9 protein-coding genes are annotated in these 12,494 nt (G+C 64.4%); 4 read left to right on the plus strand and 5 right to left on the minus strand.

Annotated features, from left to right (window positions below; genetic code table 11):
- Positions 1-218 precede the first annotated feature (218 nt).
- Genes ACVOKO_RS05230 through ACVOKO_RS05240 form a run of 3 tightly spaced genes read right to left on the minus strand, consistent with a single transcriptional unit; the run spans position 219 to position 7,895 of the window.
- Positions 219-3,290: an efflux RND transporter permease subunit gene (locus tag ACVOKO_RS05230; RefSeq protein ID WP_346497910.1), complete on the minus strand. Its 3,072-nt coding sequence runs from the start codon at positions 3,288-3,290 to the stop codon at positions 219-221.
- A 4-nt stretch (positions 3,291-3,294) separates the two neighbouring features.
- Positions 3,295-6,762, minus strand: a complete 3,468-nt coding sequence (locus ACVOKO_RS05235) for an efflux RND transporter permease subunit (protein WP_346497911.1) — start codon at positions 6,760-6,762, stop codon at positions 3,295-3,297.
- Complete coding sequence (locus ACVOKO_RS05240; protein WP_346497912.1) at positions 6,759-7,895, minus strand: efflux RND transporter periplasmic adaptor subunit; 1,137 nt, start codon at positions 7,893-7,895, stop codon at positions 6,759-6,761. The genes ACVOKO_RS05235 and ACVOKO_RS05240 overlap by 4 nt, the downstream gene beginning before the upstream one ends.
- Before the next feature lie 221 nt (positions 7,896-8,116).
- Between ACVOKO_RS05240 and ACVOKO_RS05245 the strand changes: the two genes are divergently transcribed.
- Complete coding sequence (locus tag ACVOKO_RS05245) at positions 8,117-8,506, plus strand: c-type cytochrome (protein WP_346497913.1); 390 nt, start codon at positions 8,117-8,119, stop codon at positions 8,504-8,506.
- Between the two features lie 9 nt (positions 8,507-8,515).
- Positions 8,516-8,977: a c-type cytochrome gene (locus ACVOKO_RS05250; RefSeq protein ID WP_346497914.1), complete on the plus strand. Its 462-nt coding sequence runs from the start codon at positions 8,516-8,518 to the stop codon at positions 8,975-8,977.
- A 228-nt stretch (positions 8,978-9,205) separates the two neighbouring features.
- Here the strand turns inward: ACVOKO_RS05250 and ACVOKO_RS05255 are convergent, their stop codons facing one another.
- Positions 9,206-11,011, minus strand: a complete 1,806-nt coding sequence (locus ACVOKO_RS05255) for a hypothetical protein (RefSeq protein WP_346497915.1) — start codon at positions 11,009-11,011, stop codon at positions 9,206-9,208.
- Positions 11,012-11,024: 13 nt separating this feature from the next.
- Complete coding sequence (locus ACVOKO_RS05260; protein WP_057628224.1) at positions 11,025-11,624, minus strand: NfuA family Fe-S biogenesis protein; 600 nt, start codon at positions 11,622-11,624, stop codon at positions 11,025-11,027.
- Positions 11,625-11,714: 90 nt separating this feature from the next.
- Here ACVOKO_RS05260 and ACVOKO_RS05265 point away from each other — a divergent pair, with 90 nt between their 5' ends.
- Positions 11,715-12,062 (plus strand): 4a-hydroxytetrahydrobiopterin dehydratase, encoded by a 348-nt coding sequence (locus ACVOKO_RS05265; RefSeq protein ID WP_057628282.1) that lies wholly within the window; start codon positions 11,715-11,717, stop codon positions 12,060-12,062.
- Position 12,063: 1 nt separating this feature from the next.
- Entirely contained in the window at positions 12,064-12,480 is a 417-nt protein-coding gene (locus tag ACVOKO_RS05270; protein WP_346497916.1) for an energy transducer TonB, read from the plus strand.
- Positions 12,481-12,494: the final 14 nt, after the last annotated feature.

A 12,494-nucleotide genomic window follows, 5' to 3' on the forward strand; every position in this document is an offset into this window, starting at 1 on the left:
GGCCTTTGCTTCGGCCTTTGCTTCGGCCTTTGCTTCGGCCTTTGCTTCGGCCTTTGCTTCGGCCTTTGCTTCGGCCTTTGCTTCGGCCTTTGCTTCGGCCTTTGCTTCGGCCTTTGCTTCGGCTGTCCCCTCTCCCGCATGCGGGAGAGGGGTAGGGGTGAGGGGAGCTTTTGCTTCTGCGGTTAATGCCCGCTACAGCAGCTGCATCAGCCTAACAATCAGCCTTCCGCAGCAACCCCCTGCTCCACCGGCGGCAAGCCGCGTGCACGCCGCGTCAACCGCGCGGTACCGGTGCGCAGATCATCCAGCAGTGCGTAGATGGTCGGCAGGAACAGCAGGCTGACCACCGTCGAGAACGCCAGACCACCAGCAATTGCGCGTGCCATCGGGTAGTACGGCGGCATGCCATCGGCCGTGGTCGTGTTCAAGGCAATCGGCACCATCGCCAGGATCGCCGTACCCATCGTCATCATGATCGGGCGCAGACGCTCGCGGCTGCCTTCGATCAACGCCTCCGTGCGCGATACCCCGCGCCGCCGCAGGTTGTTGATGTGCTCGATCATCACGATGCCGTTGTTCACCACCACGCCCATCAGCACCAGGATGCCGATCACCGCCATGATGTTCATCTCGGTACCGGTCAGCCAGAACAGCCAGTACACGCCATAGATCGAGAACAACACGCAGGACATGATCGCCGCCGGGAACAACAACGACTCAAACACCGCGGCCATGATCACCACCATCAGGATCAATGCGATGAAGATCGCACTCACCATCTGATCCATGCCGTCGAAGTTGATGTTGAAACCGGCACCGTTGAACGTATAGCCATAGCCCGGCGGGAACTGCACGCGGTCCAGGGTCTCTTCGACGGATTTGCGTGCCTGGTCCATCGGCACGTCCTTGGCCAGGCCGGCCTCGATGCGCAGCATGGTCTGCCGGTTCAGGCGTTGGATGGAGTTGGCCGCCGGATTGACGTTGACATCGACCATCGCCAGCAGCGGGATCTCCTTGCCATTGGAGCTGCGCACCATGAACGAGGACAAATCCTCGATGCTGTAGTTCTCCGAGCCCGAGAAGCGCACGTTGACCGGAATCTCGACGTCATCTCGGTGGAAGTCACGCAGCGACGAACCACGCAGTGCCATGCCCACGAACTGCGCCACCTGCTGGGCACTGAAGCCATAGGACGCAGCACGCTCACGGTTGACCCGCACCGCAAGCTCGGCATTGGCATCGCCTACGTCCACGCGTACATCGCGCAGCTTGGGGTTGCGCGCCAGGATCGGCACGACGTCGTCTGCGAGCTCGCGCAGGGTCTGGCTTGAATCACCGACCAGGCTGAAACGCAGCCCTCCCCCTTCACTGCCCATGCCACCGGGCCAACCAATACCGATCTTGGCGCGCGCCGACTGCGGCAGCCCCTTGCGCACTTCCTCCTCAATCTTCTTGCTCTGCTCGCGGTCGTCTACGCTCAGGTACAGGCGCGTCTGTGCCCAACCCTGCTCGGCGAAGCGGCTGTAGACGCGTTTGATCTTGAACTGCTCGCGGTTGGCGTTGACGAAGGCCTCGACACGCTGCACTTCCTTGCCCATCTCTTCCTTGGAATAGGAACCCTTCCACTGGTAGAAGATGTTGATCTCATCCGGATCGTTGTCATCACCACCGCCGGTGGTATGGGTCATCGGCCACACGCTGAGCACCGACACCAACACGATGCCTGCCACGCTCCAGCCACGATTCTGCAAGGTCCAGCGCAATACCCGCGCATAGCGCGCCTGCAGGCGGCTGATGAAAGGCGACTTCAATGCCGGCGGGGTTTTCATCCGCGCCGACAGCATCGGAATCAAGCTCACTGCCACCAGCCACGAGGCCAGCAACGAGAACGAAATGGTCAGCGCCAGCTGGGTCAGGTAGATGGTGATGATGTTCTTCTCGCCGAACATCATCGGCAGGAACACCACGCAGTGGCACAAGGTACCGGCCGACAAAGCGATCGCCACATGGCGGGTACCGATGATGGATGCCATCTCCGGTTTGCCAGGGTATTTCTCGCGCTCCTGGTAGATGCTTTCCACCACCACCACGGCGTTGTCGACCAGCATGCCTACCGCCAGCAGCAAACCCATCATCGAGATGATGTTCAGGCTGATGCCGGTGAAGTACATGAAGCCCAAGGTCATGATGAAGCAGATCGGGATTGCCATCGACACCATCAGCGTTGATGGCCAATGGCGCAGGAAGGCGTACAGCACGATCACCGACAACAACAGACCAATCGCGCCGGCCTCGGCCAGGGCCAGCAGCGAACTGGTGACTGCCTTGCCGGAATCCCATGCAATTTCAATGTCGACACCGCGCAGGGCCGGATCCTCGCCCAGCAACGCGACTTCCTTGGTCACAGCGCGCGACAGGTCCACCAGGTTCGCCGAGCGCTCCTTGTAGATGTCCACGCCCACGCTGGGTTTGCCTTCCATGCGCCGCACATAGCTCATGCGCTGCGGCTGCAGGCTGACCTCGGCAATATCGGACAGGCGGGTGCCGCGGTTGTTGACCGGCAGGTCACGCAGCTCCTGCACCTCCAGCAGCTCGCCCTTGGGCTGCACACGCAGGCGCCGCCCATCCTCGGTGATCTGCCCGGCTGACACGGCGAAGTTGGCCGCCTGCAGCTTCTGCACAAGATCATTCAGCGCAACCCCGTGCGCGCTGATGCGATCCTTGTCCAGGGCAATCAGCACTTCCTGCTTGGCTACGCCCTCCACTTCCACCCGGGCCACACCCGGCAGCCGTTCCAGCCGCTGCTTGATGGCGCGCTCGATCATGTCAGCGCGCGCGGTGAGGTCCTCGGCACTGTTCAAGCGCAGGCTGATCGCTTCCTGGTCGCTGGTGCTCCAGCGCTGCACGTAATAGCGGCGGAAGTCGTCCGGCAATTCATCGCGCACCGCATCGATGCGCTCACGCGCTTCGGATGCGGCCATCGCGATGTCACGGTTCCAATCGCTGAATTCGACCTGGATCTGGCCGCCCTCGGCGTTGGCGCGCGAGTTCATCGTCTTGATGCCGGGCATCGTCGCGATGGCTTCTTCCACCGGTCGCAACAGGTTGCGTTCCACTTCTTCCGGAGTGGAGCCCGGGTATGGCAGGGCGATGAAGAAGAACGGGATCGAGGCTTCCGGTTCCGACTCCAGCGGTAGTTTGAACGCGGCAATCAGGCCGATCACCACCATCGACACGAACAGCATGATGGTGGTGACGGGGCGGCGGATGGAGAGTTCGGTGATATTCATCCGATCAGTCCTTGATGCCGCCGATGGGGTCCTGCTCATGGCTCAGCACCTGCTCGGCCTGGGCCATCGCCTGGCGCGCACGACGGCCACGCTCGGCGTAGTACTCATCCGGCTTGCGGTCCAGCAGGTCGTATACCACCGGGATCACCAGCAGGGTCAGCATGGTCGAGACCAGCAGGCCACCGATCACGGTGATCGCCATCGGCGAGCGCACCTCGGCACCTTCGCCGAAGGCCAGGGCCAGCGGCAGGAAGCCGAACACCGCGCACAAGGTGGTCATCATGATTGGACGCAGACGCGAACGCGCGCCCTCCACCAACGCCTCACGCTTGGGCACACCTTCCTCGCGCAGCTGGTTGACCTTGTCGATCAGGATGATGGCGTTCTTCACCACCAGGCCGACCAAGAGAATCAAACCGATGAACACCACCACCGATACCGGCGATCGTGCCAGCAGCAGGGCCGCCACTGCGCCAACCAACGCCAGCGGGATGGTGAACAGGATGACGAAGGGATGCAGCAGCGATTCGAACTGCGATGCCATCACCAGGTAGACCAGGAACACCGCCAGCGCAAAGGCGAACAGCAGCGAGCGGATAGATTCACCCAGCTCCTGGCCCTGGCCACCGATATGCATGCCCACGTCGGTGCCCAACGGGTTCTTGGCAACCATGTCCTGCACTTCGGTGATGGCCTTGCCCAGGTCGATGTCGCGCAGGTTGGCCGAAACAATCGCCACACGGCGCTGATCGGCGCGGTGGATTTCGCTCGGGCCGGTGGTGGCGATGACATCGGCCACCGAAGCCAGCTCGATCGCCTTGGCACCGGTCGGGTTGACGATCAGGCGGCGGATATCGTCCACCGAAGAACGCTCCGATTCCTGCACCCGCACCAGCACGTCAATCTTGCGATCACGGAAGCTGTAGCGGGTGGCCACATTACCCTTGACCTTGTTGACCACCGCATCGGCGATCTGCCGCGTGGTCAGGCCCAGCGCCGCAGCGCGGTCCTGGTCGAACACCACCTGGATTTCCGGGAAGCCCTGCTCCACCGTCGACTTGACGTCGGCATAGTGCGGACTTTCGCGCAGCATGCCGGCCAGGCGATTGCCGGCCACGCGGATGTCGTCGAGGTTGTTGCCCTCGATTTCAATTTCCAGCGGCGGCGACAGCGCGAACAGTTCCGGGCGGGCGAAGTCCACCTGCGCCGACGGCCAGGCCTTCATGGTCTCGCGCAGCTTCTCGGTCAGTTCCGGCTCGCGCTTGGTGTCGCTCATCACCACCGACAGCTTGCCGATGTTCTCACCGCTCTCGGTCGGGCTGGCATCCAGCCGCGTACCGGTACCGGACACGCCGTACAGCAGGCGCACGCCTTCTTCATCTGCGTGCTTGCGCTGCACTTCGCGCACCAGCGCATCGGTCTGCGCCAGCGGCGTACCCGGCGGCAACTTGGCGGTCATTTCAAAGCGGTCCTGGGCCAGCTGCGGCAGCAGGTCCACACCCAGCAACGGCAGCGCCGCCAAGGTCAGGCCAAAGGCCAGGGTCGCGAAACCCAGAATTGGCCACGGGCGCTTCAATGCTGCCGGCAGCGCGCGCAGATAGCCGGCTTCCGCGCGGCCATACGGTGCCATCGCCAGGTCGCTGGCCTTGCGCATCACCGGGCCAACCACCGCAGCTATGCCACGGAAGATCCGCACCACGCTCCAGGCCAGGAAATAGAAGCCGTAGCGGAACATCGCGCCAATGCCACGGCCTGCGTAGGCCGCCGGCTTCTTCCAACGGCTCTGCGGACGCCACGGCTCGCGCGGGTCTTCTGCCGGGAACTCCAACGGCGGGCGTCCTTTCAAGGCGCTCAGCATCGGGATCAAGGTCATCGACACCACCAACGACACGGCGATGGCGATCGACACCGTCAGTGCCTGGTCACGGAACAGCTGGCCGGCGATGCCTTCGACGAACACCAGCGGCAGGAACACCGCGATGGTCGTCAGCGTGGAGGCAACCACCGCCATGAACACTTCGCGGGTGCCCTTGATCGCCGCTTCCAGAATGCCCATGCCGCGCTCACGCGCTTTGGCGATGGACTCCAGCACCACGATCGAGTCATCCACCACCAGGCCGGTGGCCAAAGCCAGGCCGCCCAGCGACATCACGTTCAAGCTCAAGCCGAGCTGGCCCATGAAGAAGAACGTGGCGATGATCGAGATCGGCAGCGACAGCGAGATCACGAAGGTGCTCCAGCCATCGCGCAGGAACAGGAAGATGATCAGCACCGACAGCAGGCCGCCGATCACCGCATCGATCTTGACGTCCTTGATGGCGTGGCGGATGAAGACCGACTGGTCTTCCACCATCGTCATCTCGATGTCCTTGGGCATTTCCTTGCGGATCGTTTCGAGCTTGGCTTCCAGCGCATCGGCGGTGGAAACGGTATTGGCATCGCCTTCCTTGTAGACGGCGAGCTCGACCGCTTCATGGCCGCCAGCACGGATCACCGCCTCGCGTTCCTTGTAGCCCTGGCGGACCTCGGCCACGTCTTTCAGGCGCACGCTGGGCGCGCTGCTGCTGCCATCGCTGCGCATTGCCGCGATCACGTTCGGATCGCTGCTGCCAAGGATGGCCGACATCAGCTGACGGTTTTCACCGGCCGAGCTGGCAGTACTGGAGCCGCTGACCGTGGTCAGCAGCATCTCGCGCATCTGTTCAACGGTGGCGAACTGGTTGACGGTACGTACCAGGTAACGCTGCGAACCTTCTTCCAGACGACCGCCGGACAGATTCACGTTCTCCTGCTGCAGACGCTGGATCACCGTGTCCAGCGACAGACCGAGCGCGGCCAGCTTGCGCTGGTCGATATCGACCTGGATTTCATCTTCCAGGCCACCGCCGACCTTGACCGCAGCCACGCCGGTAACCGGCTCAAGCTTGCGCTTGAGGTCTTCGTCCGCATAACGGCGCAGCTCCATCAGGCGCCGTACCGCGTCGGCCTCGTTGCCGGCCTCCTGCTTGGACGACAGCGCCAGCCGCATGATCGGCTGGGTCGACGGATTGAAGCGCAGCAGCACCGGCGGCTTGGCCTCCAGCGGCAACTGCAGCGTCTCCATCTTGTCGCGCACGTCCAGCCCGGCCTGCTGCATGTCCGTGCCCCAGGCGAACTCCAGCACCACGTCGCTCTGGCCGGTACGGGAAATCGATTTCAGCTTGCGCAGGCCCTTGACGATGCCCAGCGCTTCTTCGGCCGGTTGCGAAATCAGGGTTTCCACCTCGGCCGGCGCCGCACCTTCGTAATCGGTACGCACGGTCAGGGTGGGATAACTCAGGTCCGGCAGCAGTTCGACCTTCAAGCTCGACAGCGAGATCAGGCCGAACAACACCAGGGTCAGCGTCATCATCGCGATGGTGACGCGGCGGCGGGTGGCGAATTCGATCAGGTCGAAGCCACCGCCGGAAGCCGACGGTCCGTGGTCACTCATTGTTTGGACGCCTGTGCAGCTGCCGGCGCCTTGGCTGCCACCGTCTTGTCCTTGTCCTTGCCAATCACCTGCACGGCACTGCCTTCGCGCAGTGCAGCCTTGCCGGCGATGACCACTTCATCGCCCTGCTGCAGGCCATTGCGCACTTCGATCCAACCGGCATCGTCGTAACCCAGTGCCAGCTCGGTGCGCATCGCCTTGCCATCGCGGACCACGTATACCGCCGGCTTGCCGCCGTCTTCCAACAGTGCGGTACGCGGCACCACCAGCGCATCGGCGCGCTGGTCGTAGTTGATGCTCAGGCGGCCGAACATGCCGGCCTGCAGTGCGTCTTCGCCGGTAAAGGTGGTCACCACGCGGAAGGTGCCGGTGCCGTTGTCCACCACCGGGGCAACACGGTCCACGGTGCCGGTGAAGGGTTTGCCCGGCAATGCATCGACCTGCAGCGACACCGCCTGGCCCGGCTTGAGCTTGGCGATTTCGCGCTCGGGCACATTGAGCGTGGCCTCGAGCTGGCCGCTGTCGACGATGCGGATGATCGGCGAGTTGATCTGCACGAAGTTGCCCGGCTTGATGTCACGCGAAGCGATCACACCGGAGATCGGGGCGACCACCGTGGTGTAGGACAACTCCAGCGTCGCCATCCGGTACATCGCCCGCGCGTTTTCCAGGTCGTAGCGCAGCTGATCCACATCGGCAGCGCTGACCAGCTGCTGCTGCACCAGCTTCTCGGCACGGTGGTAGCTATTTTCCAGCTTGCGCATCTGCGCCTCGCTCTGCGCGACGCTCAACCGCGCGCGGTCCGGGTCCAGGCGCACCAGCGGCTGCCCGGCGCGTACCATCTGGCCTTCCTCGACCAGCACGGCCAGCGCCACACCCGAGGTCTTGGCGACCACCTGCGACTCGGCACGGGGTTCCAATGCGGCAGTGCCTGCGTAACTGGCGGCGATACCTCGGCGCTCGGCCTTGGCCACTTCCACCGGCACCGCGTCGCTGGCCTTCTGCTCATCCGGGGTCTTTGCCTTGGCCTCCTCGCCTCCGGCCTTGCAGCCTCCCAGCAACAACGAGGTGGTGATCAGAAGTGCAGCAGCGCAGCTTCCGGTGCGGGCGTGCAGAGTGAAAAGTCGCGACATCGTCTTGTCCCTGGGGATGCGTAGGCAGGTGTTGTAGCAAAGTATTGCACCACCCCACGCCCACACCATGCCCCGAAAGTCATGGGTACCACCTGTTTGACCTCGGTTATCGCATTGCAGCATCCAGTTGCCTGTTCCGAACGGGTAAATACGCGGGCTATACTCGGCGCGTTCCGTATCCCACGGCGGAACCCCAGACCCGCTCACCGGATAAGGAAACCATGCGCCCGCAGCCGCTCGCCGCTTGTTTCGCTCTGGCTTTTGCCCTGACCTTCGGGGCCGCCCAAGCTGATCCGCAGTCTGCTACACCCGCCGTCGCCCCCGCCCCTGCCCCCGTTGCCGCACCGGCAACCCCCAGCAGCGGCAATGCCACTACCGGTCGGACCCTGGCATATACCTGCCAGGGCTGCCACGGCATCACCGGCTACAAGAACGCCTACCCCAGCTACCGCGTGCCGAAGATCGGCGGGCAGTCGGCCCAGTACCTGACCCAGGCGCTGACCGAGTACCGCGAAGGCAAGCGCAAGCATCCAACGATGCAGGCGCAATCGATGAGTTTCAGCCCGCAGGACATCGCTGATCTCTCCGCCTATCTGTCCACCCTCAAATAAGCGCCGACCATGACGAAAGCCACGCACGCACTGCGTTTGTCCATCGCCCTGGTCGCCGCCATGGGTCTGGCTGCCTGTACACAGTCGGAGGTGGAGTCCAGCGACAAGTCTGCGGCCGACCCGGGCCACGCCAGCGGTGAACACGGATCCAGCTCGTCCGCCGGCCTGCCGGCGGGTCGTGTTGCTGCCGGCGAGCAGTTGGCCGCTGCCAAGGGCAAAGCGACCGGGCAAAGCTGCATCGACTGCCACGGCGCCGACGGCAACAACCCGATCGACCCGACCTATCCCAAGCTCGGCGGCCAATACGGCGACTACCTTGCCCACGCGCTGCAGGCCTACCGCGCCAGCACCCGCGACCACATGCTGATGACCCCGCAGGCGCAGAGCCTCAGCGACCAGGACATCGCAGACCTGGCCGCCTACTTCGGTTCGCGTCCCAGCCAGTTGCGCGACCTGCACGGCGTCGACTGACCGCAACTGTTGCAGCAGCACACTTGAACCAACAAAGCCGCCCTTGGGCGGCTTTGTTTTGATTGATCAGCTACCACGCGATGCGTCAGCCCTATTTGTAGGAGCGGCGTTAGCCGCGAAGCTGATATTGCCGAAACTCAAGCATATGTGGCATCTGATCCGGCATGTGCTTCGCGGCTTACGCCGCTCCTACAAAAGGCAACGCAACAACCGCGCACTGCAGACCCATCAACGGCTGCCGTTGTCTTCCTGCAGCTCTTTCTTGAACGGGATATCCGGCGGCGGCCGCGCCTCTGCCGGCTGCTCCTGCATGTTCGGGTTGGTCAGGCCGCAGCCGCCGCCGAATTGCAGCATCGACACCACGCAGGAAATCTTGCTGCTTGAGCCGGGGATGGGAATCTCCACGCTCTTGATGCCCTTGCGCACCCATTCGGCCAGCAACGATTCGTTGGGCGCCCAGTATTTGTCGAACGAGGTCGGCGTGTAGTCATACGGCGGCCGCTTGAGCCAGGTGCCGGACTCGGCGATGCGCTCCTTGCTCCAGGTATCGGCATCACCGCCGGGCGCACCGCGCTTGGCGGCGTCCTGCGCCTGACCTTCGTTGCCGCCCAGCCGTACGCTGCCATCGGCGTTGAACAGGCCGGTTCCCTTGTCAGCCTGCCCACCCGCACTGCCGGCCACCTGCCGCTGTGATGCGCCCCAATCATCACCACGCGTCGGCGCTGCCCAGCCGCCACTGCGATCCTGCGGTTTGGGGCCGGCGCCGGCGCTGGTTCCAGGACGCGGATTGGGAGTAGCGGCTGCAGCCCGCCCTGTACTGGCCGATGGACTGGCTGCGGCAGTTGCAGATGCGCTGCCCTGCGCCTTGTTCGCAGGTGCCTGTGCACTGGCCGCCGCAGCCGCGTTTGCCGATGCCGCCGGCTTGTCCACCACGCCCGGCACCGCACGCTCACGCACCGCCATGGCCGGTGTCTTCACCTGCACCTCGGTGCTACGGCTGGGCAACGCCGCCATCGCTACCGACTCCTGTGCTGCGGTTTCGATCTGGCGTTCGCGAACAGCCAGCTGCGGCGTGCGCAGTTGCACCTGCGCCTCACGTACACGCGGCTGCGCAAGCGCGGCCGGCTGCTGCTCGGCAGTTTCGACCTGACGCTCGCGCACCTGCACCTGGGGTTGGCGCAGTTGCACGGCAACCTCGGCAGCGGGACGCGCCGCCTGTGTCGGCTGCGGACGATCAACCGCCGTTTCAATCGTACGCTCACGCACCTGGGTTTCTCTGCCACGCAGTGTCGGCGCCACCACCGCTACCGGCGGCACCACGAAATCGGTGGTCGGCCGGTTGGTCTCGGTCACCTGCAAGGGCTGCTCGACCGGCGGTGCGGGTTGTGGGCTCGGTGACTCCACCGGCGTTGGCGCGGCGGCAACATCGGCGGAGGCGGCAGGCGCTGCCTGCTGTTCAACAGGCTGTTCAGCCGGGGCGGCCTGCGCCGCTGCTGCGGACGACGCCGCTGCCGACTGCGCTGCGGCGGCAGCCTGCGCCGCGACTGCAGCGGCGGCCGCAGAGCCGGCAGCGGGTGATCCACCGCCTTCGTCCTGCGCGGTACCGTCGCCAAGGAACTCGACCTGCACGCGCTCGCCTTCTTCGGCGTTCTGCTCAGGCACATTGCTGCGCACCAGCGCGACCCACAGCAACAGCAGTGCGAACAGCACATGCAGGGCAGCGCTGAAGAAACCGGCGAACCAACGCAGGCCACGCTGATCGCGCGGCGGCGGCTCGCCACCGTTCCAGAACAGCGACACGATGATCCACCACAGCGGCCGCGCGGCTGCAGGCGCGCTACGTGGACGCGGCGGGCGCGCTGCAATTGCTTCGCCCACATCGCCATCGACAAATGCCGACAAGCCTTTGGACATGCGCGTGCGCAGCCAGTTGCTCCAGCTGTACGGCATGCCGGTGCGGCGGTCGTGCAGGATGCTGGTCTGCCGGCGTGAGGCCAGCAGATTGATCAGCTCGGTAACCGATGTCACCGGCATGCGTGGTGGCGGCTCAGCCCGCGCCGTCGCGCGGAATATAGGGCGCCTGACCGGTTTCGTGGTCGGTGGCGTCACGCACGGCGGTAATGCCCGGCACCCGGCCCATCAAGGTTTTTTCGATCCCCTGCTTCAAGGTCACATCGGCCATGCCACAGCCATGGCAGCCACCGCCGAAACGCAGCAATACCACGCCATCAGCCGACACTTCCTGCACCGCGACACGGCCACCGTGCGAAGCCAGCTGCGGATTGATTTCGTTTTCAATCACCCAACGCACACGCTCGACGATGGACGCTGCGTCACCGGGCGCTTCGCCCTTGATCTTGGGTGCCTTGATGGTCAGCTGCTGGGTACCGGCAGCCTGGGTGACATAGTCGATCTCGGCACCGTCCAGCCACGCCACACTGGTAGCGGCCACATACAAGGTGAAGCCATCGCAATCCACGGCCCATTCGTCGCCCAGCAGCTCGGAGGGGTCGGCAAATTCAAGGCGCGCATCGGCGCTCGGGGTTCCCGGGTCCATCGCGCTCAGGCGCACGCCCATACCGGGCACGGCCTCGCGTTCGATCAACTTGCGGAAATGACGTTGGGCGGTATCTGAGATCTGGATCATGCGGGTATTCTAGCCGTGTCTTGGTCGCCACCGATGGGACAGTGATTCCAACGGCGGCACGGTTCAGTCACCTGTTTGATGGAGGTTTGCATGGCCCCTGATCTGATTCCCCTGCAACAAGCGCGTTGCAGCCCACGCCGGGGCAGCGAATACCGCCTCAGCCAAGCGCGGCTGGCCGAGTTGCTGCCGCAGATTCCAGGCTGGGAGCTGGCCGAAAATGGGCAGGCGCTCACGCGTACATTCCGCTTTGACAACTACCACGGCACCATGGCGTTCGTGAACGCGCTGGCCTGGATCGCCCATCGCGAAGACCACCACCCTGACCTGGGCGTGCACTACGACCGTGCCGTCGTGCGCTTTTCCACCCATGATGTGGGCGGCCTGAGCGAAAACGACTTCATCTGTGCCGCCAAGGCATCCGCACTAACGGAGCAATGACATGAAACTGCCTCTGCTGTTGGCCGCACTGGGCACCACCGCCGTGTTGAGCGCCTGCAACGGCGCCGATCAGCCGGACGCGCCGGTCATCGCCCCCACCGAAGTGGCCGCCGTGCAGACCCCGCCGCCGGACTACCCGGCCGAACTGGCCTGCACCGGCGTCGGCGGCAAGAGCGTGCTGCGCGTGGTGGTTGGCCCGCAGGGCACGCCCACCGATGTCTCGCTGGTGACCAGCAGCGGCAACAGCCAGCTGGACGATTCCGCCGCACGTCGCGTGCGCGAATGGAAGTTCAACCCGGCTACCCGCAACGGCCAGCCGGTGCCCACCACCATCCAGGTGCCGGTCAGCTTCAACCCGCCCGACCCCAAACCAAATGAATGTTTTGCCATTGAAGAGCGCGCACGCCGAGGCGGCTGAGCCGGCATCGGCCC

Source organism: Stenotrophomonas sp. STEN240, assembly GCF_056756175.1.